Raw genomic sequence first — 25,105 nt, forward strand, 5'->3', positions numbered from 1 at the left:
TTTGAAAGAAAAAATACTATTAGCAACTATAGTACATAGTGATAATAAAGAAAAAATTAAAAGACTAACAACTATAGCATTAGAAAAAAATTCTTTTTTTTCCTCTTCGTTTACCCTATCACTCAATACAATATAATCAAATCGCAAAGCAGCAACAATCGCAAACACTGAAGCAAAACTTAAGTACCAACCTAATTCACCAAATACTTCTGGCTTATAAAGTCGTGAAGATATCATAACAGATACTGCTACGAGCAACTGTATAACTATCCCTCCTGCTATAAGTTTGGATAAAATCTTCATACACTCTATCTATTCTTTATAAACTTAAGTGGATTACCCGCATGTATTTGCATTGATGGAATTTCTATACTTTTTACAATAGATTCAGCACCAATAATTGTACCTTTGCGAATTATAGTATTTAGAAAAATACTAGAACCACGACCTATCCACACATCTTCTTCTATTAAAATTTCGCCCCTCTTCATCCCTTGTTTATTTATTGGCTCACTTTTATCAAATAAGTGCTGTGCATCTCTGATAGATACCCACTCTGCAATTAGAGTATTATTCTGTATTTCAACCTTATTAATTGCAGAAATCACAACTCCTTGTGTCATTTTCACATAATCACCTATTATTAATTTACCTAATGGTGGTATATCAAAATGACTAAAAGCACCTATATCACACTTTTTACCAATCACTATTCCTTTATGTGGAGGATATTTGAAAATAACATTCTTCCCTACTTTAGGAATACCTTTACAAACTCCCCCACATAAATGTATAAGCAAAAAAAGTTTTAGACCTCTATAATAATCCCCTAGCCTAAAAAAAATTTTAAATAAATTATACATTTATAGAATACCTTTAGTATCTACAACATAGGAAAAAGAGAAGTCCATATTTTTAAATTGTTTATGATCAACCAAAATTAAATGGATGTCTGCTTGCTGATGCTCTTCAACAGAAATCAGTTTAATATTTGAAGGAAGTTGGTTTGGGAGTTCATTGATATTCGGTTCTACTGCGAGAATATTTAAACCTTGGCTCGCCAACTTTCTAGTGATCTCAAGTGCTGGACTCTCACGAAGATCATCAATATCAGGTTTAAAAGCTAAGCCATAGCAAGCAATAGTTACATCTTGAATTGTCTTGTTTGGATTAGCTTGTAAAAATTCGGCAATTTTAATTTTAACTTGGTCGATGACCCATTCAGGTTTTGCATCATTTACTTCACGTGCAGTACGAATCAACCGCGCTTGCTCTGGCGTTTTAGCAACAATAAACCATGGATCAACAGCAATACAATGTCCACCCACACCAGGGCCAGGTTGTAAAATATTTACTCGAGGATGGCGGTTTGCTAGAGAGATTAATTCCCAAACGTTAATATCCAACTTATCACAAATAATAGAAAGCTCATTTGCAAAGGCAATATTAACATCTCGGAAAGAGTTTTCTGTTAACTTACACATTTCTGCAGTACGTGCATTTGTTTCTATACATTCACCTTTCACAAAAGTTTTGTATAGCTCACAGGCTGCTCTTGAACAGCGTGGTGTCATCCCACCAATAATGCGGTCATTGCTAATCAGTTCTTGTAAAACCTTGCCTGGTAATACTCGTTCTGGGCAGTGGGCTACTAAAATATCTGCCTCTTCACCTTTTTGCTGAGGAAAACTTAAATCTGGACGTGCTTCGCTCAGCCATGCTGCCATTTGTTCCGTGGCTTCTACAGGAGAAGTAGATTCAAGAATAACAAGATTACCTTTTTTCAAAAAAGGAGCTAAGGCTTTCGAAGCTGCTTCAATATATTTGAGGTCAGGCTGATAATCATCTTTAAAAGGGGTAGGAACTGCAACTATATATGCGTCTGCTTCTAATGGTGTAGTTTGAGCAGACAACTTCCCTTGTGCAACAACATCACGTACCAATGCATCTAAATCAGGTTCAACAATGTGCACTTTCCCTTGGTTAATCATATCTACAGCATGTTGGTTAACATCCACACCTGTAACTTTTATTCCATGCGCAGAAAAAGTTGCTGCTGTTGGTAAACCGATATAACCTAAACCTATAACGCAGATATGTTTAAACGACTTATTCATATTCAATACTTTAAATTAAAACAATAAAAATAAATTAATTTCTTTTTAAGAAATCAATAATTTGCTGACAAGATGTGCCATCACCGTAAGGATTATGTGCGGCAGCCATAGCATTATATAGTGAGGTATTTTCCAATAACTCCGATACTGATTTTTCAATTGTACTCACATCAGTACCAACTAAACGCACAGTGCCTGCATCAACAGCTTCTGGTCGTTCAGTAGTATCACGCATAACCAAAACAGGTTTTCCAAGCGAAGGCGCCTCTTCTTGAATACCGCCTGAATCAGTCAGGATAAGATAACTACGGTTCATTAAGTATACAAATGGCAAATAATCTTGGGGTTGAATTAAAAAGATATTATCTACACCTGATAGCAATTCATTTACAGGTTTTTGCACATTCGGATTCAAATGGACTGGGTATACAATTTGGATATCACTAAATTTTTTTGCCAGATTAGCTAATGCAGTACAAATATTTAAAAAACCTTGACCAAAGTTTTCGCGTCTATGTCCTGTAACTAAAACTAACTTCTTATTCTTATCAAGAAATTTAAATTCTCGCTCAAACTTTTGAATTAAATCTTGATCTTGTTCAACTTTATCTTTTACTTGCAATAGTGCATCAATAACTGTGTTTCCAGTCACAATAATTGTTTCAGGATTCACATTCTCTTTTACTAAATTGTGATAAGACGACTTTGTAGGGGCAAAATGATAGTTTGCTAAAACCCCTGTAAGCTGACGATTTGCTTCTTCGGGCCACGGCGAATAAAGATCCCCAGTTCGCAAACCGGCTTCAACATGTCCAATTTTAATTTTATGATAATAGCCCGCTAATGAAGCCGCAAAAGTCGTTGCCGTATCTCCATGAACAAGGATTATATCTGGTAGCCATTGTTCAAAAACTTGCTCTAAGCCTTTGAGTACTCCTGAAGTAACATCAGATAATGTTTGTCCGGGCTTCATTAAATTTAAATCAAAATCTGGTTTTAAATTAAAGAGCTCTAAAACTTGATCCAGCATTTGGCGATGTTGTCCAGTTACACAAACTTTAGTCTCGAAGTCTTCAATATTTTGCTGTAATTTTAAGGCCAATGGCGCCATTTTTATTGCTTCTGGTCTTGTTCCAAATACCAATAAAACTCTTTTCACGTGAACTAATTCCTTATAAACGTATAGATGATTCTTGTTGATCTAATACATATTTCAAATCATAAAGTACATGATTGGTTTTACCTAATGCGTGAAACTCTTCTGCGGTCATTGCCTTAAATTGATCGTGAGCAACGGCAATAACGACCGCATCATACACACCTTGCTTCAATTCTTTAACTGGTGCTAAACCATATTCGTGTTGGACTTCTGTATCATCTACCCACGGATCACAAATATCTAAATCTAAGTCGTACTCTTTAAGGGCTTTAATAAAGTCAATAATTTTTGTATTACGAATATCTGGACAGTTTTCTTTAAAACTAAGGCCCATTACTAAAATACGTGCACCAACAACCTGAATACGTCGCTTTACCATTTCTTTAATGAGTTGAGTCGCCACATACTCTCCCATACGATCATTTAAGCGACGAGCTGCTAAAATAATTTCTGGGTGTAAGCCAATAGACTGCGCTTTATGTGTTAAATAATAAGGATCAACACCGATACAATGCCCACCGACCAGCCCCGGTCGAAAAGGTAAGAAATTCCACTTGGTGCCTGCAGCCTTGAGTACATCTTCTGTGTCTATACCCAATTTATTAAAAATAAGAGCTAATTCATTAATTAGAGCAATATTGACATCACGTTGTGTATTCTCAATAACCTTAGCGGCTTCTGCTACTTTTATATTCGGTGCCTTATGAGTTCCTGCTTCAATAATCAGGTTATATACTTCATCAACATAATCAGCCACTTCAGGAGTAGACCCTGAAGTGATTTTTAAAATATTAGTTACGCGATGCAACTTATCACCAGGGTTAATGCGTTCAGGGCTATAGCCTGCGAAAAAGTCTTGATTAAATTTCAAACCTGAAACTTTTTCCAAAACAGGTATACATACCTCTTCTGTTGCACCCGGATACACGGTAGATTCATAAACAACAACATCCCCTTTTTTAAGCACCTGACCAATACTAGTCGATGCTTTAATTAAAGGTGTGAGATCTGGCTGTTTAAAGTCATCAATTGGTGTTGGAACAGTTACAATAAAAAAATTACTATCTTTTAAATCATTCAAGTCAGCGGTATAACTTAATTGCACCGCCTGTTTTAATTCTTGTGTAGAAACTTCTAAGGTATGATCTTTACCGCTTTTGAGCTCATCAATACGTTTTTGATAAATATCAAAACCAACTACGGGTACTTTTTTCCCAAACTCAACTGCCAATGGCAAGCCTACATAGCCCAACCCAATAATTGCTATTTTTAAATTGGCAATTTGCATATAAACGAGCCTTTTTCCTTAGAGTTTATATCTAATAAATCATGCTTTTGGCACTTACAATGCAGCGTACTATATCAGATTTTAAGTTAGCACCGCATACCAATTGTATAAATGTGTTTACAGCACTTATAAGTAGAATTTATTAGTTTAGCTAAAATAGTACATTTTTAATATTTCTGATAAGTGACTATAGTCTAAATGGGCAGTTCAGATAAACTAAACATACAAAGCTATACGATTTTTCGATGTTTTTTCATTTCTTTTCAGCTAGAATCTGTTCAGCCTGCGTTTAATAGACACTTGTTACTATGCAGTGGACAATATCAATTAAAGATAAATACACAAAGGGTCGCGTGTGAAGTATTGCCAGTTTTTTTCTGTTCTTGCCTTAAGTTTAAGTGCTGCTAGTTGTGCAGTTACCTCCGGTTTACAAACTTATGATATTCCAAGTGAAGGCGTTTATAAAACCGACCTTGGAACTACGGTTAATGTGGTTAAAATTTCACAAGAAACTCTACCCGCAATACAGCCTGCACAGGTTGATTATCAACGTGACTATGCGACTCTTTTTAAGAGCCAACAGCCAATATATCGTTTAAGCTCTGGAGATGTTCTCTCTATTCAACTTTGGGCATATCCTGAAATTACTCCACCTATAAACAATGTTAATAATGAACAATCTGTACAAGCAAGTGGTTACCCAATTGACCAAAGTGGTTATATTCAATTCCCTCTAGTCGGGCGCTATAAAGCTGCTGGCAAATCCCTTGCTCAAGTCAATCGCGAACTTCGCAGCCAACTTTCCCGCTTCTTAAAAAACCCAGATGTGATCGTACGTGTACTATCGTATGAGGGACAGCGCTTTTCTGTTCAAGGCAGCGTCATAAAGGGTGGTCAGTTCTACTTAAGCGATCAGCCAGTAAGTGTATACACAGCTTTAGGTCTTGCTGGAGGGGTAACTGATAAAGGTGACAATACCTACGTTCAACTCATTCGTAATGGCGTTACATATAACTTAAATACGATTGAGTTAGAAAAAGCGGGTTATTCTTTACATAAACTTTTAGTACAACCAAATGACACAATTTATGTCAGCACTCGCGAAAATCAAAAGATTTATGTCATGGGTGAGTCTGGTAAGAACCAAGCATTACCAATGCGTGATCAAGGCATGACTTTAAGTGATGCTCTAGGTGAAAGCTTAGGTTTAAATCCTTTATCTGCTAGTGCTAGCCGTATTTATGTTTTACGCACGAATCCAAATGACCGAACAACAGAACTCTATCATTTAAACTTAATGAGTATTGGTGATTTCGGATTAGCCAATCAATTTAAACTACGTAGTAATGATATTGTTTATGTTGATGCGACTGGTTTGACTCGCTGGCAGCGTGTTGTGAACCAAATTATTCCATTCTCAAGCGCGTTATATAATATAGATCGATTGGGACAATAATTTCATGCAGTTTAAAAATATTTTAGTCGTCTGTATTGGAAATATCTGCCGTAGCCCAATGGCTGAGTATTTCTTAAAACAGAAATACCCACAATTAAATATTGAGTCAGCAGGAATTTCAGGGCTTATTGGTCATCAAGCTGATGAAAAAGCTCGACTTTGTATGCAACGATTAGGTATTGATATGCAACCGCATGTTGCGCGCAAACTGAATGCGGAGCATATCAAAAGAGCTGACCTGATTTTAGTCATGAGTCACAACCAGCAAAAACATATTGAGCAAACCTGGCCTTTTGCAAAGGGAAAAACCTATCGCTTAGGCCATTGGCAAAACAAAAATGTGCCAGATCCTTATCAGCATGATCAAACTATTTTTGATGAAACTTGCCAACTCATACAACAATGTGTTGATGACTGGAAACCTTATATTTAACATTCAGATTTTAAGCTTATGAACCAAAATACTAATACCGAAGATACAATTGATCTAAAGGAATTATTTTTTTCACTGATTGCTCAGTGGAAACTTATCGCCCTGTGCATTATTTTAAGCCTTGTATGTGCATTACTCTATTTACGTGTAACACCTGATACTTATTCGGTTGATGCTTTGGTTCAAGTTGAAGACAGCAAAGGAGCTTCTGCTGCGCTTTTAGGCGATTTATCACAAATGATTGAGCAAAAGTCTCCTGCTCAAGCAGAAATTGAAATTTTAAAATCTCGTTTAGTATTGGGTTCTGTCATTAAAGATTTGCATCTAAATATTCATATTTCCAGTACAGAAAATACACTTACTCATCGTTTATTAAGCGACAGTGAATATAAAACGGAATACACTAAAAAGTCAGTTTTATTTAAAGATAATTTAAAAAGTTTTGAAGTTCGTGAATTTGAGGTTCCAGCTTATTATTTAGACAAAAATTTACTTCTTAATTTTGATAAACAATCCTTGCGTTTGACCGACCCAGAAACAGAAGAAGTAATATTAACTGTTCCGTTAAATCAAGCTAATCACGTCGCTGGCCCACATGGACTTTGGAAAATTGCAATCTTTACCAAAGACCAACTCGATCCAACTTATAATATTAAAAATTTATCTATACCAGCTGCTGTAAATGCACTTAGCTTAAATTACTCAGTCGCAGAACGCGGTAAGCTTACGGGTGTATTAGGTCTAAACTATCAAGGTCAAGATAAAGAGCATATCACTAAAGTCTTAAATGCTATTTTGGTAACTTATAGTGCGCAAAATATTGAACGTCGTTCAGCCGAATCTGCACAAACTTTAAAGTTTTTGGATGAACAATTACCTGATTTGAAAAAGCAATTAGATGATGCTGAGCGTCAATTTAACAAGTTTCGTCAACAGTACAACACTGTGGATGTAACAAAAGAATCAGAGCTTTATTTAACTCAAAGCATTACTTTAGAAACGAAGAAAGCAGAGCTTGAACAAAAGCAGGCAGAAATGGCCGCAAAATATACTGCTGACCACCCTGCAATGCGTGAAATTAATGGCCAGCTTTCAGCGGTCAATAAACAAATTGGTGAACTCAACAGCACTTTAAAACAATTGCCAGACGTACAACGTCAATATTTACAATTGTATCGTGAGGTTGAAGTAAAAACCCAGCTTTACACTGCTTTATTAAACTCTTATCAACAGCTCCGTATCGCAAAAGCTGGTGAAATTGGAAACGTACGTGTCGTTGATACTGCTGTTGAACCAGTTGAACCGATTAAACCTAAAAAGTTACAAGTCCTTATCTTATCTTTATTCTTAGGCGGTTTTATAGGGACATTAATTGCCTTATTACGTAATATGTTACGTACAGGAATTAAAGATTCTGGACAAATTGAAAATGAACTGGATTTACCAGTTTATGCAACAGTTCCCCGATCTCCAATTCAAGAAAGTCGTATTAAGATTTTAAAGAAGAAGAAGAGTATTCCTATTCTTGCTGTTAAAAATAGTGATGATATTGCAATTGAAAGCTTACGTAGTATCCGTACTGCGATTCACTTTGCATTGGCGAGTGCGAAAAATAATATCATTATGATTGCAGGCCCTTCTCCAGAAGTGGGTAAATCATTTATTTCGACCAACCTCGCAACGATTTTCGCGCAAGGTGATAAACGTGTATTACTCATTGATGCCGATATGCGTCGCGGTTATATGCACAAATATTTCGATGTTGATGTCAAGCCAGGTCTTTCTGAATTATTGAGTGGACAAGCTGATCTACAAAAAGTTTTGCATAAGACTCCTGTCGCAAACCTTGATGTGATTACGCGTGGTAAGAGTCCAACAAATCCTTCAGAAATTCTAAGTTCAAACCAATTTAAAGAATTACTTGAACAGCTACAAAGTCAATATGACCACATCATTATTGATACTCCACCAGTGTTGGCAGTAACAGATGGTATTATTATTTCGCAATACACTGGTGTGAACTTAATTGTTGCTCGTTATGCTAAGTCACAAATGAAAGAGCTTGAATTAACACTTAATCGCTTTGAACAAGCGGGTGTTAAAGTCAACGGCTTTATTCTCAATGACATTCAACGTGCTAGTGCTGGTTATGGTTACGGCTATAACTACGCCTATGCTTATAAAGCACAAAAAGAAGATTAAGTGTAAAGTGATAAAAAAAACCGGATCAAATGATCCGGTTTTTTTATTTAAGATTTTTTAAGTATATCCCTACTAAAACTAACTAAAATATATAAAAAACCACTCGTTTTTTTTCTTAAACATTCTATGCTTAAGCATGCTAAGATCAAAAGCAGCCTTTTAGACTCAAATGATTATTTTTGGAACTTTTTATGAGTAAAGCCTTACCCATTGCTGTCGCTGTAGTTTTAGGCGGTGCTGCACTTGTACCAGTATATTATGCAAGCCAACATCCGACCACAGAAGTCGGAAGCAAGGCAAATAAAAATGCCTCTCCAATTGAAAAAATCAGTTATGTTCTTGGGTATGAAGTTGCTCAGCAAACTCCACCTGAACTAGATACAAAAGCATTTGTGAAAGGTATTCATGATGCTCGTAGTAAGCAGCCAAGTGCTTATACTCAAGAAGAGTTAAAAGCTGCTGTAACCGCTTATGAAAAAGAATTGCAGCAAAAAATGCAACAACAAAATAAACCGGAGCAAGCTGCTGGTGCTACTCCTGAATCTGCAGATGCGCAGTTCCTTGCAGAAAATAAATCAAAAGCTGGCGTAAAAACAACAGCTTCTGGTTTGCAATATATCATTACTAAAGAAGGTACTGGCAAACAGCCAACAGCTCAGTCAGTTGTTAAAGTACATTATGAAGGTCGTTTAATTAACGGTCAGGTTTTTGATAGTTCTTATAAACGCGGTGAGCCAGTTGAGTTCCCTCTTAATCAAGTTATTCCAGGCTGGACTGAGGGACTTCAATTAATGAAAGAAGGCGGTAAAGCGACTTTCTTCATTCCATCAAATCTTGCCTATGGTCCTCAGGAAGTTCCTGGCATTCCAGCAAACAGTACACTGATTTTTGATGTAGAACTTATTTCAGTGAAATAAAAACATTCAGGAGAGTAGAACACTACTCTCCTTTTTTTTGGAAAACGGCATGAAAAAAATCGGTTTAATTATTGCAGCATCAACCATGAGTTTATCTGTTTTTGCTGCAACTCCTATAACGAATAAAAGCCCAGCAAAAGAACAATTTAGTTATAGTTATGGCTATTTAATGGGTCGTAATAATACGGATGCGCTAACAGATCTGAATCTTGATATTTTTTACCAAGGTCTCCAAGAAGGTGCTCAAAGTAAAACAGCACGCTTAACTGATGAAGAAATGGCGAAAGCGATTAATGACTATAAGAAAACATTAGAAGCCAAACAACTCGTCGAGTTTCAAAAAGCAGGTCAATTAAACGCTCAAGCAGGCGCGGCATTTCTTGCTGATAATGCAAAAAAATCTGGTGTGATAACAACTAAATCTGGTCTCCAATACCAAGTCTTAAAAGAAGGTAATGGACAAAAACCGAAAGCTACCTCTCGCGTTAAAGTGAATTATGAAGGTCGTTTACTAGATGGAACCGTATTTGATAGTTCTATTGCTCGTAATCATCCAGTTGAGTTTCAGCTCAGCCAAGTCATTGCCGGTTGGACAGAAGGTCTACAAACCATGAAAGAAGGCGGAAAAACCCGTTTCTTTATACCTGCGAATCTTGCTTATGGTGAAGTCGGTGCTGGTGACACGATTGGTCCAAATAGTACTTTAATTTTTGATATTGAATTATTGCAAGTTTTACCAAAATAAATCCATTAGATATAAAAAAAGCGATCATTTAAGATCGCTTTTTTATTTTTTAGTGTTTTAAGTCTCTAGGACGAAAACCTGTAACAACTAGAGCCACCAGATAAGCGACTACGCCGACTACACACAATCCCACCACTTCGGCAATGCGTAACCACTGTGAAAGCTCACCGTTATACCAATTTAACGCAAACCAGAGCGCTGCAATCATGGTAAGGTTAGCCAAACCATATTGAAGCCCTAATTTTTTCCAATGCGAATCAAATCGGAAAATATTACGTTTATGTAAATAGAAATAGAGTAGCCCCGCATTTACTAAAGCCGAGCCAGAAGATGCCAATGCAAGTGCCATATGCTCTGCATGCCAATCAATTAGCTTGAAGAAACCAATAAATACAACGTTTAAAATAGCATTGGCTGCGACCGACATTAGACCAACACGTACAGGGGTTTTAGTATCTTGCTGTGCATAGAAACCAGGTGCAAAGACTTTAATCAGCATAAACGAAATCACACCGGCACTCATACATTGCAGTGCAAGCGCTGTCATTTGTGTATCACGTAGGTCAAACTCGCCACGTTGGAATAATGCCTGAATAATTGGAGTAGAAAGCATAAATAAGGCAATACTTGCTGGTAAGCCAACTAATACAATAATTTTTGCAGCCCAGTCGATCATACCGCGGAACTTGGCTTGATCTTGTTCTGCATGACGTGCAGAAAGAGAAGGTAAAATCACTGTACCAATCGCAACGCCAATTAAACCTAACGGCAATTCAGTCATACGCTCTGCACTGTAGAGCCAAGATACTGAACCATCTTGCATGAAAGAAGCCCAAATCGTATTTAATAATAGGTTAATCTGAGTAACAGATACCCCAAATAAAGCTGGAAGCATTAATTTTAAAATACGCTCTACACCTTCGTGTTTAAAATCAACTTTAGGTGGAATCAGCAGGTTTTTACGCCATAATTCTGGAATCTGCAAAGCTAACTGCAACACCCCTGCTGCCACCACTGACCAGCCTAATGCTTTGATCGGTTCAGCCATATACGGCGTAAGCCACCATGCACCTGCGATCATCGCGACATTCAGCAACACGGGTGAAAAAGCTGGTGAAGCAAATGAACCATAACTATTTAAAATACTGCTCGCGAAGGCAGTGAGTGACATAAATAATAAATAAGGGATGGTCAGACGGAACATGCTGACTGCTAAATCGAACTTCTCAGGATCGCTATGGAAACCGGGTGCATACATATAAATGATTGCAGGTGCTAAAACCATAGCCACAAAAGTAAGTAGGGTCATGACTGTTAATAAGCAGCCAAATACCCTACTAATCAAGATCTGCACTTCAGCGTGTGCTCGGCCTGTTTTATATTCAGTTAATACTGGAATAAAGGCCTGAGAAAAGGCACCTTCGGCAAATAATCGTCGAAAGAAATTGGGAATACGAAAAGCGACGACGAAGGTATCAAAATCTTTACCCGCACCAAACACGTTGAGCAATACGACATCACGCACTAAACCTAACACTCGTGACAACATCGTCATTGCACTGACAATAAAAGTCGATCGCCACAATGCCATCGTACTCACCTACAGCTATATTCGAAAGACGCTATTGTAATGAAACTAGAAAATCTTTTCGTTGTGAAATGATGAATGAACTCAACTTTTTTTCTGAGCAAGTAATTGTCTAAAGTGCTGCCATTTAAAATAAGGTCCCGGATCAGTTTTTCGGCCGGGCGCAACGTCTGAATGCCCTGCAATATGGTTTTTAATTTCGGGATAAGCCTGACGAATAACCTTAACCACATCGGTTAATACTTCGTATTGTACTTCTTCAAAAGGTAAATCATCGCTTCCTTCAAGCTCAATACCAATTGAATAATCATTGCATTCTACTTTGGCTAAATAGCCCGAACGTCCTGCATGCCATGCCCGATCATTAAAATTAACAAACTGTAGGACTTCACCTGTTCGTAAAATTAACAGATGTGTAGAAACTTGCATGCCTTCAATGGTCTGGAAATAAGGGTGCACTGACCAATCTAATTTATTTTGAAAAAACTGCTCAATATATCCACCTCCAAATTGAGACGGTGGCAAGCTAATATTATGAACGACGATCATTTGAATTTCGGTACCAGTCGGCCGCTGGTTAAAATTTGGAGAAGGGATTTGTCTCGCCCCTTTTAATTGTCCATCTATAACTTCATACGGTGTGATTTGCTTCATTGAGATGCCAATAAATTGCTTACCAATTGTTTTAGTTTAAAGCAGTTATCTACTTTTCAAAGCAGTAAATGCGATTGTTTATCGCGATTAATCTCATAAAACAGCTTATTTTTAAAGTCTACGGTGCTAATATATCGCAAGTTTTAGGGTCATCTACAAAATGGAAACCGTATGAGCATACCTCAGTCTTTGCTTGAACAATCAATTCAAATCAATATTCAACAAGCATTACAAGAAGATATTGGGGACGGTGACATTACCGCTATGCTCACGCCTGAAGATGAGCAGGCAACCGCGACCATTATTAGCCGTGAAGATATGGTTTTAGCTGGCCAGCCTTGGGTAAATGCACTCATCTCAGCTTATGACAATACTGTACAGGTAACTTGGTTAAAACAAGAAGGCGAGCGTGTTGCTGCAAACGAAGCATTTTTAAAACTTGCTGGTTCTGCACGTAGCTTACTTACTGTAGAGCGTCCTGCTTTAAACTTTATTCAAACTTTATCTGCGGTTGCAACAAAAACTGCTGAATACGTTCAACAGCTTGAAGGTTTAAATACAAAACTTCTCGATACACGTAAAACCTTACCAGGTTTACGTATTGCACAGAAATATGCTGTGGCTATTGGTGGCGGACAGAACCATCGTCTCGGTTTATTTGATGCGTTCTTAATTAAAGAAAATCATATTATGGCGGCGGGTGGTATTGCTCAGGCAATTAAAAAAGCACATCAAATTGCGCCAGGCAAACCTGTTGAAGTCGAAGTTGAAACTTGGGATGAACTAAATCAAGCGCTTGAAGCTGGTGCAGACATTGTTATGCTCGACAACTTCAGTCAACAGCAAATGATTGATGCTGTAAAACATGTTGCTGGTCGCTGTAAACTCGAAGCGTCAGGTAATATCACCATTGAAAACTTACGCGAAGTTGCCACCACTGGTGTTGACTACATTTCTATGGGCGTGCTGACTAAAGACGTTAGAGCTGTTGATTTATCAATGCGTTTTAATGCTTAAATAAAATCCGTATCGTTATTAGTATATTTTTGCGACTTGGTCATGTCCGCTGCTTGTGTTTTCTGCCACGCTGACTGAGTCGCTTGTGCCCCACTATCACGTGGGTCGGCCGCCATTAAAACAAATGTAACTACTGCTAATAATACAATAAAACCTTGTAGCATAAATTTTCCCCATTACTTTAAAAAATCAGGGTTCCAAGATAAAAGATAAATATGACGAGGCTTAGAAGGTTCTGTTACAAAAGGTAAATCTTTGTTTTTATTATTCATCTACACAACAAGATAGTACCTCTCTTCCTTTATATTTCCCAACATTAGATTATGTGAGATGTCATCTACAACCTGCCCAAAATCTATAAATATATTGTTTTTGCAATAAATCAGATATATGCAGAAAGAGAACAGGTTTTGTAGAGGACAAATGCATTTGGTTACTTTGGGCAAAACCAAAGTAACGAATTAGCTACTTCCACTGAATGAATAAACGATAAAGCTCCGTCGTGCTAGCTAATTTAAAATAAATCATTAACCCAAAACTTCAGCTTAATCACTCATCCATTACACTAAATAACCCATATATGGATCAGAAATTGAATCTTCTTGGGTTTCAATACGGCCAGCAAAGCGACGGCTAAAAGTAGCATCATCAGCTAATGTCACAGTGAAGTCATACCAGCCACCAAATTCAGACATATCCCAAACCAGTTCTTTTTCAGAACGATCCGTTTCTATAGTCCATGTCTTATTTGCAAGATAAGCATTTGCCTTGACTGTGAGCTTGACTGACTTATTACCATCATGACGCACTTTTAAATACAAATTCGCATCACATTCTTCCACACACACTCTAATTTCTGGCAATGCTTGAGTCTGGTTAGCTTGGCTTAAATTACCTTTAAATGCGCGATGGAAACCATTTGGTCCAAGTACCCATAAATCGTACTGTCCATTTGTAGCATTCCAGATATCATCTAACTGTTTACCTGCCTCAACCATATAACGGCGTGGAATCGCTGTAAGATCTAATCGGTTATACACATGGAAAACCGCTGCCTGTTTACCTGTATTTGAAAACATCAGCTTGACTGTCTTTTGTGCTACATCGACTTTAGCACTGGTATGCAAAATATAAGGCAAAGCACGTGAAGGTCTTATGCCCATTTCCTGCTGAGCAAATTGTTGCTGGCTTGGAACCGGAACTTGTGGCAATAAAGCTTGAGCAACACGAATAGCATCGGCTTCTGCTTTTGTTTTCTTACCTACTAACTCATTTACAGGCAAAAGGTTCGGAGTTTTAAAATCAAAAGCTGTCGTTAAATCGCCACACACGGCACGGCGGTATGGACTAATATTTGGCTCTTGCACACCAAAACGTTTTTCCAAAAATTGTAAAATAGAGGTGTGGTCAAAGACTTGTGAATTCACCCATCCCCCACGACTCCATGGTGAAATCACATACATTGGAACGCGTACACCCGGTCCATAAACACGTCCATCTGTTGCGGGTTGAGATTTTGCTGTAGCGACTGCTGGATGAGTAAAGTACTCATAAGACACTTGCTGATCACTTAAAGTCGTTTTCCCCTGAACTACACCTTTTTCATCTTTAGAAGGTGCACTTGGTGAAGGAATATGGTCAAAGAAACCATCATTCTCATCAAAGTTCACTAATAAAACCGTCTGACTCCAAACTTGAGGGTTTTCAGTTAAAGCATTTAATACTTCCTGAATATACCAAGCACCCTGTACAGGGCTAGATGGCCCCGGATGTTCGCTATAGGTCGCAGGAGCAACCAACCAGCTTACTTGCGGTAATTTACCTTGAGCGATATCTGCTTTAAAAGTTCCTAAAAAACCACCATCTGGCATGGTATTGGCAATACCCTTATAAAGCGGCTGTGTTGCATCAATCTTTTCATCGTATGTAGGACAAACGAGAGCATCATTACTTACAGGTTGCCCTGACTGCTCATTTGCACGGCGGTACTGTTTGAAACCAGCTAGAGGATTGTCTGTAAAGTTATCCGGCATATTTTGGTAGATTTTCCAGCTAACACCAGCCTGTTGTAAGCGCTCAGGATAAGTCGTCCATTCATAACCCTCATTTGAAGGACCAATACCATCAAACTCATTTACGACACTGGCAACACCTGCACCTGTAGGGCCATTCGTTCCAGTCCAGATAAATTTACGGTTTGGATTAGTACCTGCATGCATCGCACAGTGGTAAGCGTCACAAATGGTAAAAGCATTGGCTAATGCAAACTGATATTCCACTTCCTGCTTTTTATAATATCCCATTGATTGTGGCTTTTTATGCGCTACCCAATCACTCATGCAACCATTGTCCCAAGCGGCTTGACCATCCGACCATGAGTGAGGCGTACCTGAAACGCGCTGTGCATTTCCTAAACGGCTATCTAAATGGTAAGGCAATATTTTATTTTTCTTCGCATCATATTGTTCCCAAACCTTTCGGCCTTCCGTCATTGGAATAGTAAAGCGGTCACCGAAACCACGTACACCTTTTAGTGTTCCAAAATAATTATCGAATGAGCGATTTTCCTGAGTCAAAATCACGATGTGTTTAACATCTTGAATAGTCCCACTTTCAACTTTGGCATCGATTGCCAGCGCTTTTTGAATACTTAAAGGGAAACTAGCCAGAGCAGCTGTCCCAAACATTGTTTTTGTAGAATTTAAAAGAAATTCGCGACGATTCATTAGTTCTATCCTAAGTTCTTATTATGGTGCACAGTGCATTTTGCAATTACTGGTTGGCGGTGTTGTTGGCGATGAATTGTCTGAGTCGTTATCATCGTTACAAGCACTGAGCAGAAGTGCTAAAGAAGTAATTAATAGAAGTGAAAGTTTTCGCATCAGTTTTTTCCAAACGGTTTAAATGCGAACTACTAATAACGTGTAAAAGTGACAGGCAAGTGATGTTTTGATGTCGATTTCATGAAGACATAAAAAAACGCATCCGAAGATGCGCTTTTTTAGAAAGTGTAAAATTACCAGCCTAAAGCTTCTTGTTGCTTTTTAATCAGCTCGGCAATTCCCTTTTCAGCCATTTCTAACATGTCATTGCTTTGTGCACGAGTAAATGGTTTATCTTCGGCTGTACCTTGAATTTCAATAAATTCGCCAGCTTGCGTCATCACCACGTTTAAGTCAGTTTGACAGTTCGAATCTTCTTCATAACAAAGATCAAGTAGTACTTCGTCTTGATACATACCCACAGAAATTGCAGCAACTAATCCTTTAAGCGGATCATGCTTAATTTTCTTTTGAGATAACAAAACATTCATTGCATCAACCAAGGCAACAGCTGCACCAGTGATGGCTGCAGTTCGTGTCCCGCCATCTGCCTGAATCACATCACAGTCGATGGTAATCGTATTTTCGCCAAGCTTTTTCAAATCGACCATAGCACGTAAGCTACGACCAATCAGACGTTGGATTTCCTGTGTCCGGCCCGACTGTTTACCACGCGCTGCTTCACGGTCACAACGTGAATGTGTTGAGCGCGGTAACATGCCATATTCAGCAGTAACCCAGCCCTGTCCCTTTCCTTTTAAAAATCGTGGAACCGAATTATCGATACTTGCAGTACAAAGGACTTTGGTGTGACCAAATTCGACCAGTACAGAACCTTCAGCGTAGCGGGTATAGTTTCGTGTAATTTTCACTTCACGTAATTGGTCTAATTCACGTTGGTCAATACGCATAATCCTTCCTAACTTCTCTAAATACAAATCTGGGCATAGTATAGCAAAGGATTTTGACAGGTTGAGTTTATTCCCTACTTTCAAATGTAAGTCTGCACTTTTAATAACTCAAAAATAAAAATAGCCCCTTAAAAGGAGCTATTTGGAATGCCTTAAATAATGCTCTATCTTTATTAAGCAGTTTTGCCAAACATGCCTTTCACCGCTTCAACAAAGGTCCGCTTGGTCGCCACTAAACGATCAACCAAATTATCAGGCAAAGAGTGAACAGCCAGACGTTTATACACACTCAAAATTTGAGATCCAAAGGGCGCGGTATTGTACTGTTGACCGAACTCTGCACAAACTTCACGTACTTTAGGTGCCATCTCTTGATAGCGGTTAGCAGGTACATCAGGAAACAAGTGATGTTCGATTTGATGACTCAAGTTACCACTCAAGAAATGCATGATTTTACCGCCAGTAAAATTTGCTGAACCACGAATCTGACGCAAGTACCACTCTGCTTTGGTTTCATTATCAATATTGTCAGTGATAATTTCAGAGTCTTCTGTGAAATGGCCACAATAAATCACGGTCGATGCCCAGTAGTTCCGAATCAAGTTAGCAAAAAAGTTACCAGCCAATACTGGCAAGAACATTGGTCCTGCAATGAGTGGGAATAGCACATAATCTTTACCAAACTGACGTACCATTTTTTTACGTAGATTTTTAGATTCTACATACACTTCTTTCCAAGTTTTGGTGCCATCAAACAACACTTTTTCCATCTCTAGACGTTGCAAAGCCAGTAGCCATTCAAAACCCGTTGACAATACAAAACCCATTGGCACGTTGAATAAAAAACGAGGTTCCCACTTTTGCTCACGGCTCATGCGCATGACACCATAACCGCTAATATCATGATCCATGCCAAACACATTGGTATAGGTATGGTGCTTATAGTTATGGGTATATTTCCAGTCTTCACCAGTACACACCGTATCCCAGTCATAGGTTGCACCATTAAGCGTTGGATCATTTAACCAGTCAAACTGACCATGCATTACATTATGACCGAGTTCCATGTTTTCAACGATTTTAGATACGCCTAGCATAGCCGTACCCAACAACCATATTGGTGGAATCCAACCACCAAACATCAACATTCCACGAGAAGTAACTTCTGTGTAGCGTACAAAATTACGTACTTTGTAAATATATTTTGAATCTTCTTCCCCGAGATCTTTCATCACTTCAAGACGAATTTCTTCAATGCGGCGACCAAAAGCTTCTGTTTGCTCTGGGGTTAAATGTGCCGATTTTGATACTGCTTTAAGTTCTATTGCCATATTCATAATGGTATCCTCAAATCTCTTTTATGTTTGTTTTTATAGATCAATCGTGACTGGGCTTAATGCCTGGTTCACGCATAACTTAATTGCACGATTTGGTTGATCGTCAATTTCACCTGTTAATATATTTTGGGTGACACCACTGACTTTGGTACACGTACATTGGTTGCATACACCCATACGACAACCATGCTGTGGACGTAAGCCAGCTTGCTCTGCACTGCTTAATAACGTTGTCGTGGCAAGAAAGTTTTGTTGCGAACGACGGAATATGATTGGTTGTGCTTCATTAGACTGTTCGATTTGAACAGGCATGAAAAACTCTTGATGAAGCTGTGACTGAGCACTTTGCTGCGCATAAATTTGATTTGCCTGTTGCATCATGCCGTGGTGTCCGCACACATAGGTTGCAGTCTGCGCGTAATCAGGAACCAAGTTTTGCAATAGGTCTTCAGTTAAATGCTGCTTTTGCTCAGCGGTATTAAAAAAATGATATTTAAGCTCTGGATGCTTTTCTGCCAAAGCTTTTAATTCAGCATGAAAAATTTCTGCGCGATTAAAGTAAATGACATGAATCTGTTCAAGCTGCTGTTTCAAAGCTTGCTGCAAAAGTGAATAAATTGCAGTAATGCCACTACCTGACGCAATTAAAATTGCAGGTTGTGGGCCTTGGTGCAAAGTAAAATCACCTTGTGGCTGTGAAATCTCAATGCACTCCCCAACATGCAATCGTTGAGCTGCACTAGACACCAAGCCTTGTACTTTAATCCCTAAAGAGATTTCACCTTGAGGAGTTACTTCAATAAGTGAATAACTACGCTGTTGGTAAACTCCATCTATAAGTAGCGTTAATAAAATACTTTGCCCAGCACGTACCTGATCGAAATTAAAATTACGATTCGGTTTAAGCTTGATCAGCACCATATCGGTATGTAGAGACTGAACTGCGATAACTTCTGCAAGTACGCGTTTCCAAGCCCAAGTCACGTTAATTTTTTGCAAAACAAAATCAACGAAATCTTCTCGAACCAAATGTGGCTGATAACTAAGTGTTGCGTTCATACGTTCCTCTTTTGTATCTGGCTATTTATTTGAGTGAACACATGTTCGTATAGTGAACATATGTACACTATATTTATAACTGTTCACTCAGTCAACACTTGTTCACTATTTTTTTTATGAAAGTTTGCTCTTTTTTGTTAGACTCTGGCTCACGGTTTAAATAGGCTCTTTTAATGTCGATACGGGATGAACGAAAACAGCAAAGTCGTCAGGCACTACTCGATGCAGCCTTGCATCTAAGCACGTCTGGGCGTTCGTTCAGTAGTATCAGTTTGCGTGAAGTTGCACGTGAAGTTGGTTTAGTACCGACAGCGTTCTATCGTCATTTTCAAGACATGGATGAACTTGGTAAAGAACTAGTTGACCAAGTCGCACTACACTTAAAAAGTGTTTTGCATCAATTGGGGCAAAGTTATTTACAACATAAATCGACCAAAACTCAGACCAGCATTGAGCTATTTGTTCAGGCGGTAAATCACAGCCCTAAGCAGTGGCAATTTATGATTTCCGAACGTTGGGGAGGTTCAGAAACGGTCCGTGCAGCAATTGCCCGAGAAATCGAATTTCTAATTGAAGATTTAACAACAGATCTCACCAAACTCGAAAATTTTAAACATATTCAACAACCTGAAGACTTAAATGTCTTATCTACCATTTTGACCAACATGTCATTTACATGGGCAATGACGTGGCTCAACCTATCTAAACAATATCAAGATGAGCAGCTCAAACAGCAACAAACTGCCTTTATTGAAAATGCCTCTACACAAGTTCGCTTACTCTTTAGAGGGATTGCAAACTGGGAACGATAGAAGCGGCAAATGACAAAAAACAGGTTATGTGGTAATACGTAAAGAGAGAAAGAAAAAGGCTAAAAATTTCGAGAAAAGTCTTTTTCTTTTTACAGGAAGTAAATTATTAGTTAGGCCAAACTGGTGTGGGAATACCTATGAATCTTGATCGTCATACACAGTTTTTGATGCGCAAAGAAAAAATTCTGAGCGTGGCAGAAAAGTTGTTACTAGAAAACAATCAGGAAATTACTCTAGATGAGTTAGTGGCCGAGCTGGATATTGCTAAAGGCACACTTTACAAGCACTTTAGAAGCAAAAATGAGCTTCTACTTGAGCTCATTATTCAAAATGAAAAGCAAATTTTAGAAATTTCTAAAAAATATAATACAGATTTCAAAGAATACGCTCCTCATTACATGCTTCACCATTTGCTCACGCCTGGGAAAACGATTCTATTGCATCAACTTGAAGAAAATCTGACGATGACAGAGTCTAAGTTGAAGCATCTTTTCGAAGAACTTTATGAAATCCGCCAACAGCGTATTTTAGCTATTAAAGATATTACTGAAAATTATTTAAAATCATTGAATTATGATATGTCGATTCGTGATTATTTGTCTTATATCTGGTCACTGACTTACGGCGCATCACTGCTTTTAAATTCTACGTATTACCAGCGCTCTATTGGTTCTCGCCAAAAATTAATTAATTTATATATTAATCAGGCATTATCGCTACCAACTCAAACTGTTAATTTTGATGTTTTAAATTTTCAAATTGAAGATGAAAGCCCAAAAAATTAATTGAAATATTTCGTGATCATTAACAAAAATTTGAACAGCGATATATATTTTAATTGAAAAAAATGGGCTTCAGATGAAGCCCATTTTTGAAGTAAAGCCGAAACAACTTATTTGGCTTTACGTTCTTTCTCAATTAAATAGTTAAGAACTTGAGTGACTTTACCATCTTCACCCTGCACGACATATTTACCATTAACTACAACAGCAGGAACACCTGTTAATTGGTACTGTTGAGCAAGTTTATTTGACTCAGCAACTTTTGCAGTCACAGCAAATGAGTTGTAAGTGCTATTAAATTTCTGTTCAGGCACGCCATAACGAGTAAAGAACTTCGCAGCAGAAGCCTGATCAAAAATTTGCTGACCATTCACCTGAATCGCATGGAACAATGGTAAATGCGTGCGTTTACGTACACCTAATGCCTCAGATGTATAATACGTACGCGCCCCTTGTTCCCACATTTTATTCATTGCAGCTGGTGTACGTACAAAACGCACATCGTTAGGAATCTGTTTTAACCACGTTTGCATATGCGGTTCAAGTTTAAAACAGTGTGGACATCCATACCAAAAGAACTCGCGAACTTCGATTTTCCCCGGAACTTCCACTTTGCCTGGATTGGCAATCACGGTGTAGTCTTTACCAGCAACAAAATCTGCTGCCATTGCACCACCCGATACGGCCATAATTGCTGCGCTTAAAACACCCAAAACCAATTTTTTCATTGCTACAGCTTTTCCTCTAAGTTGTTATGCATTAGCTTATGCTCTAAATATAAAACAAATATGCTAAATTCGTTTTGCTTCTGTGAAGTTTTTTATTGGGTTTATCGCTTTTTTCCCAATAATCGCTACACTAACGGCGAACTATATCCAAAAAGATAACCCAAGTTTAGAGGTAGCACCATGTCGCAATTGAATGTTGATTTACAAGAAATCGCAAAGTTTGAAGCACTTGCTGCCAAATGGTGGGATCAACATTCTGAATTTCGCCCACTTCATCAAATTAATCCACTCCGTTTAAACTGGATTGATGAGCGTGTAGGCGGCCTTGCTGGTAAAAAAGTACTTGATGTCGGTTGTGGTGGCGGTATTTTGGCAGAGAGCATGGCACGTCGTGGAGCAGATGTACTTGGTATTGATATGGGTGAAGCACCGCTAGCTGTTGGCCGTTTGCATGCTCAGCAAGACAATGTTCAAAATATTGAATATCGCCAAATTCCTGTAGAAGAATTAGCACAAGAACAAGCCGGTCAATACGATGTGGTCACTTGCATGGAAATGATGGAACACGTTCCAGATCCAGCATCTATTGTAAGAGCTTGTCAGGCTTTGGTTAAACCGGGCGGCCATGTGTTCTTCTCAACCATTAACCGTAACCCAAAATCTTATTTATTTGCCATTATTGGCGCAGAATACGTACTACGCATGTTGCCAAAAGGTACACATGATTATCATAAATTTATTCGACCATCTGAAATGGCACATGACATTCGTAATGCAGGTCTTACTTTAAAAGAAATGACAGGACTGCACTACAACCCACTAACCAAGCATTACTGGTTAGCGCCAAATGTTGACGTTAATTATATGGTTCACACGATAAATACAGGTGCATGATGAAAGCTGTTTTATTTGATTTAGACGGTACTCTTATCGATACGGCTGCCGACTTCATTCGTATTATTCAGCAAATGTGCCGTGATGAAAGACGTCCAGTTGTTGATGCAGACCTCATTCGCACTCAGGTTTCTGAAGGTGCCCGTGCGATGGTTAAATTGGTCTATCCAGAGCTGGATGTGGCCAATCCAATTTTCTTGGCACATCGTCAAAACTTTTTAGATATTTACGGCAATAATATTGTGGTTGATACAGACCTGTTTGAAGACATGTATCCGCTTTTAGAAGAGTTAGAAGCTCAGCAGATTCCGTGGGGTATTGTGACCAATAAACCACGCGGTTTAAGTGAAGCTCTTTTAGCAAAGTTAAATCTGACCGAACGCTGTGCGGTTTTGGTGTGTCCTGAAGACGTCAGTAAAACCAAGCCAGATCCAGAACCGATGTATCTGGCGGCTAAACAGTTAAATATCCCAGCAAATGAAATTATTTATGTGGGTGACCATCCACGTGATATTGATGCTGGTCGCAATGCCAATATGTATACTATTTTGGCTGCATACGGCTATTTACCAATCGAACATCGTGATGATCTCGCTGCATGGCAGGCCGATTCGATTGTAAATACGGTGACAGAATTACACCATATGTTACGTCAAAAGCTTCCTGCTCTACAGGAAAATCAGCGTATGATAAGTTAACATAAGAGTTTTATAGGCTTTTTTAACAGTTGTTTGTTTTATCAATATAAAAAGAAGGAGGTTTACCAATGAAATATTCAGAATACCAACCTCGTCCGGATCTACTCAAAGATCGAATTATTTTAATCACCGGTGCTGGCGATGGAATTGGGCGAGCTGCCGCTCTGACTTATGCCCTACATGGTGCAACCGTTGTACTGCATGGTAGAACCTTAAATAAACTTGAAGTTATTTATGATGAAATTGAAAGTCTGGGTGCACCGCAACCAGCGATTTTGCCATTACAACTTTCGAGTGCTTCTGACCGTGATTATGACTTTTTAGTCGATACGCTCGAAAAGCAGTTTGGACGCCTAGACGGTATTTTGCATAATGCGGGTATTTTAGGTGAACGCGTAGAGCTAGCACATTATCCAACTGAAACTTGGGATGATGTCATGGCGGTTAACCTACGCGCGCCTTTTGCTTTGACTCAAGCATTATTACCACTTTTGCAAAAATCAGAAAATGCCTCTGTCGTATTTACCAGTTCGGGTGTAGGCCGTGAAGCACGTGCTTTATGGGGCGCATATTCTGTTTCAAAAATTGCAATTGAAGCAGTGAGCAAAATTTTTGCAGCGGAACATACTTATCCAAATATCCGCTTTAACTGCATTAATCCAGGTGCAACGCGTACTGCAATGCGTGCTAAAGCCTACCCACAAGAAGATCCGAAAACACTACCGACACCAGAATCGATCTTGCCTGCTTACCTTTATTTAATGGGTGATGATAGCTTGGCGCTCAATGGTCAAAGTATTGATGCACAGGATTAAAAAGTTAAAGATGAAAAGCTAAATTAAATTACGGCCAATCATCAAATCTGGCTTGCCTATACCTGAAAAGATATATCCAAGCCTTTTTTATTATTGATAAAAAACTCTTGATCTATCCGTAATTTTAATTGAACCATTAAATGATCTTCACAGTTTCTCTGCATTTTGCGCGTAGAGTATTCAACATGAGAGACATCAGATGTAAACGAGGATGCATCATGAAAAAGTTGTTCACAATCTTAACCCTTTCCATAGCCGTACTCACCACAAGTATGGCGAGCTTTGCTGATCCTCCTTTTGACCGAGGCCATGGCCCCAAAGGTCCTAAAGGTGGAGGACCACGCGGTGAATGGAACGATCGTGGGCCAGGATTTGGACGTGATCATGATGAAGATCGTATCCGTGACGAACGCCGTATGCGCGAAGAACGTGGCTTTGAACGCTTAAAACAGCATCGCTGGCAGCCTGGCTATGTTATGCCACAGCACTATCGTGGCAATGGCTACAAAGTCGACTATAAAGACAGTAACTTGCCAAGACCAGACCGAAACCAACAATGGTACAAAATCAACAATGACTATATTTTAGTCGACACTGATTCTAATAGTATTGTTAGTATCCGTGGTTTTTAACGCGATAGAACCTCGCTATCGCTGAGCAAGAAGGATAAA

The 25,105-nt window shown here is 38.6% G+C and carries 25 protein-coding genes and 1 pseudogene; 12 read left to right on the plus strand and 14 right to left on the minus strand.

Going from position 1 to position 25,105, the window contains the following annotated elements:
* The 5 genes and pseudogenes from NL42_RS08475 to tviB form a co-directional block, all read right to left on the minus strand.
* Window positions 1-303 (minus strand): annotated as a pseudogene (locus NL42_RS08475) (hypothetical protein); the annotation flags it as partial.
* A gap of 5 nt (window positions 304-308) precedes the next feature.
* Window positions 309-863 carry an acyltransferase gene (locus NL42_RS08480; RefSeq protein ID WP_461312438.1) on the minus strand — a complete coding sequence of 185 codons (555 nt, stop codon included), beginning with the start codon at window positions 861-863 and terminating at the stop codon, window positions 309-311.
* Window positions 864-2,117, minus strand: a complete 1,254-nt coding sequence (wecC, locus tag NL42_RS08485) for a UDP-N-acetyl-D-mannosamine dehydrogenase (RefSeq protein WP_461312439.1) — start codon at window positions 2,115-2,117, stop codon at window positions 864-866. It lies immediately after the preceding gene.
* Between the two features lie 34 nt (window positions 2,118-2,151).
* The gene (gene wecB, locus NL42_RS08490) at window positions 2,152-3,276 is read right to left on the minus strand and encodes a non-hydrolyzing UDP-N-acetylglucosamine 2-epimerase (RefSeq protein WP_461312440.1); all 1,125 of its coding nucleotides are present in this window, start codon (window positions 3,274-3,276) and stop codon (window positions 2,152-2,154) included.
* 13 nt (window positions 3,277-3,289) lie between these two features.
* Complete coding sequence (tviB, locus tag NL42_RS08495) at window positions 3,290-4,564, minus strand: Vi polysaccharide biosynthesis UDP-N-acetylglucosamine C-6 dehydrogenase TviB (RefSeq protein ID WP_461312441.1); 1,275 nt, start codon at window positions 4,562-4,564, stop codon at window positions 3,290-3,292.
* 355 nt (window positions 4,565-4,919) lie between these two features.
* Between tviB and NL42_RS08500 the strand changes: the two genes are divergently transcribed.
* The 5 genes from NL42_RS08500 (at window position 4,920) to NL42_RS08520 (ending at window position 10,317) form a co-directional block, all read left to right on the plus strand.
* A complete protein-coding gene (locus NL42_RS08500; RefSeq protein WP_461312442.1) occupies window positions 4,920-6,020 on the plus strand; it encodes a polysaccharide biosynthesis/export family protein in 1,101 nt (366 codons plus the stop codon).
* A 4-nt stretch (window positions 6,021-6,024) separates the two neighbouring features.
* Window positions 6,025-6,453 carry a low molecular weight protein-tyrosine-phosphatase gene (locus tag NL42_RS08505; protein WP_461312443.1) on the plus strand — a complete coding sequence of 143 codons (429 nt, stop codon included), beginning with the start codon at window positions 6,025-6,027 and terminating at the stop codon, window positions 6,451-6,453.
* Window positions 6,454-6,471: 18 nt separating this feature from the next.
* Entirely contained in the window at window positions 6,472-8,655 is a 2,184-nt protein-coding gene (locus NL42_RS08510) for a polysaccharide biosynthesis tyrosine autokinase (RefSeq protein WP_461312444.1), read from the plus strand.
* Window positions 8,656-8,846: 191 nt separating this feature from the next.
* Entirely contained in the window at window positions 8,847-9,572 is a 726-nt protein-coding gene (locus tag NL42_RS08515; RefSeq protein ID WP_049838324.1) for an FKBP-type peptidyl-prolyl cis-trans isomerase, read from the plus strand.
* Window positions 9,573-9,621: 49 nt separating this feature from the next.
* Window positions 9,622-10,317, plus strand: a complete 696-nt coding sequence (locus NL42_RS08520; RefSeq protein WP_238612849.1) for an FKBP-type peptidyl-prolyl cis-trans isomerase — start codon at window positions 9,622-9,624, stop codon at window positions 10,315-10,317.
* Window positions 10,318-10,366: 49 nt separating this feature from the next.
* Here NL42_RS08520 and murJ read toward each other — a convergent pair whose 3' ends face one another.
* Window positions 10,367-11,917, minus strand: coding sequence for a murein biosynthesis integral membrane protein MurJ (gene murJ, locus NL42_RS08525; protein ID WP_446091577.1), 1,551 nt, complete (start codon window positions 11,915-11,917; stop codon window positions 10,367-10,369).
* A 72-nt stretch (window positions 11,918-11,989) separates the two neighbouring features.
* The gene (ampD, locus tag NL42_RS08530; protein WP_461312445.1) at window positions 11,990-12,559 is read right to left on the minus strand and encodes a 1,6-anhydro-N-acetylmuramyl-L-alanine amidase AmpD; all 570 of its coding nucleotides are present in this window, start codon (window positions 12,557-12,559) and stop codon (window positions 11,990-11,992) included.
* 171 nt (window positions 12,560-12,730) lie between these two features.
* On the opposite strand from ampD, the gene nadC reads away from it, so the two are divergent.
* Window positions 12,731-13,576, plus strand: a complete 846-nt coding sequence (gene nadC, locus NL42_RS08535) for a carboxylating nicotinate-nucleotide diphosphorylase (protein ID WP_461312446.1) — start codon at window positions 12,731-12,733, stop codon at window positions 13,574-13,576.
* Here nadC and NL42_RS08540 read toward each other — a convergent pair.
* The 6 genes from NL42_RS08540 to NL42_RS08565 form a co-directional block, all read right to left on the minus strand.
* On the minus strand, window positions 13,573-13,740 hold the full coding sequence (locus tag NL42_RS08540) for an ABZJ_00068 family colistin stress protein (protein WP_461312447.1): 168 nt from the start codon (window positions 13,738-13,740) through the stop codon (window positions 13,573-13,575). The two genes, nadC and NL42_RS08540, sit on opposite strands and share 4 nt — an antisense overlap.
* 396 nt (window positions 13,741-14,136) lie before the next feature.
* Complete coding sequence (locus tag NL42_RS08545) at window positions 14,137-16,302, minus strand: phosphocholine-specific phospholipase C (protein ID WP_461312448.1); 2,166 nt, start codon at window positions 16,300-16,302, stop codon at window positions 14,137-14,139.
* A 21-nt stretch (window positions 16,303-16,323) separates the two neighbouring features.
* The gene (locus NL42_RS08550; protein ID WP_262409250.1) at window positions 16,324-16,458 is read right to left on the minus strand and encodes a hypothetical protein; all 135 of its coding nucleotides are present in this window, start codon (window positions 16,456-16,458) and stop codon (window positions 16,324-16,326) included.
* A 134-nt stretch (window positions 16,459-16,592) separates the two neighbouring features.
* A complete protein-coding gene (rph, locus tag NL42_RS08555) occupies window positions 16,593-17,309 on the minus strand; it encodes a ribonuclease PH (RefSeq protein ID WP_262473589.1) in 717 nt (238 codons plus the stop codon).
* A 173-nt stretch (window positions 17,310-17,482) separates the two neighbouring features.
* Window positions 17,483-18,646: a fatty acid desaturase family protein gene (locus NL42_RS08560; RefSeq protein WP_461312449.1), complete on the minus strand. Its 1,164-nt coding sequence runs from the start codon at window positions 18,644-18,646 to the stop codon at window positions 17,483-17,485.
* 33 nt (window positions 18,647-18,679) lie between these two features.
* Entirely contained in the window at window positions 18,680-19,705 is a 1,026-nt protein-coding gene (locus NL42_RS08565) for a ferredoxin reductase (protein ID WP_461312450.1), read from the minus strand.
* A 173-nt stretch (window positions 19,706-19,878) separates the two neighbouring features.
* Here NL42_RS08565 and NL42_RS08570 point away from each other — a divergent pair, with 173 nt between their 5' ends.
* Both NL42_RS08570 and NL42_RS08575 read left to right on the plus strand, forming a co-directional pair.
* Window positions 19,879-20,517 (plus strand): TetR family transcriptional regulator, encoded by a 639-nt coding sequence (locus NL42_RS08570; RefSeq protein WP_427962555.1) that lies wholly within the window; start codon window positions 19,879-19,881, stop codon window positions 20,515-20,517.
* Between the two features lie 137 nt (window positions 20,518-20,654).
* The gene (locus NL42_RS08575) at window positions 20,655-21,302 is read left to right on the plus strand and encodes a TetR/AcrR family transcriptional regulator (RefSeq protein WP_198496956.1); all 648 of its coding nucleotides are present in this window, start codon (window positions 20,655-20,657) and stop codon (window positions 21,300-21,302) included.
* Between the two features lie 107 nt (window positions 21,303-21,409).
* Here NL42_RS08575 and NL42_RS08580 read toward each other — a convergent pair whose 3' ends face one another.
* The gene (locus NL42_RS08580) at window positions 21,410-22,027 is read right to left on the minus strand and encodes a thiol:disulfide interchange protein DsbA/DsbL (RefSeq protein WP_461312451.1); all 618 of its coding nucleotides are present in this window, start codon (window positions 22,025-22,027) and stop codon (window positions 21,410-21,412) included.
* A gap of 180 nt (window positions 22,028-22,207) precedes the next feature.
* Here NL42_RS08580 and ubiG point away from each other — a divergent pair, with 180 nt between their 5' ends.
* From ubiG to NL42_RS08600, 4 genes are all read left to right on the plus strand, one after another.
* A complete protein-coding gene (gene ubiG / locus NL42_RS08585; RefSeq protein ID WP_003655787.1) occupies window positions 22,208-22,921 on the plus strand; it encodes a bifunctional 2-polyprenyl-6-hydroxyphenol methylase/3-demethylubiquinol 3-O-methyltransferase UbiG in 714 nt (237 codons plus the stop codon).
* The gene (locus tag NL42_RS08590; RefSeq protein WP_461312452.1) at window positions 22,918-23,619 is read left to right on the plus strand and encodes an HAD family hydrolase; all 702 of its coding nucleotides are present in this window, start codon (window positions 22,918-22,920) and stop codon (window positions 23,617-23,619) included. The genes ubiG and NL42_RS08590 overlap by 4 nt, the downstream gene beginning before the upstream one ends.
* A 68-nt stretch (window positions 23,620-23,687) precedes the next feature.
* Entirely contained in the window at window positions 23,688-24,434 is a 747-nt protein-coding gene (locus NL42_RS08595) for a YciK family oxidoreductase (protein ID WP_461312453.1), read from the plus strand.
* 218 nt (window positions 24,435-24,652) lie between these two features.
* On the plus strand, window positions 24,653-25,066 hold the full coding sequence (locus tag NL42_RS08600; protein ID WP_461312454.1) for an RcnB family protein: 414 nt from the start codon (window positions 24,653-24,655) through the stop codon (window positions 25,064-25,066).
* The last annotated feature ends 39 nt before the right edge of the window (window positions 25,067-25,105 follow it).

The sequence above is a fragment of the Acinetobacter sp. GN11 genome, from assembly GCF_054823985.1.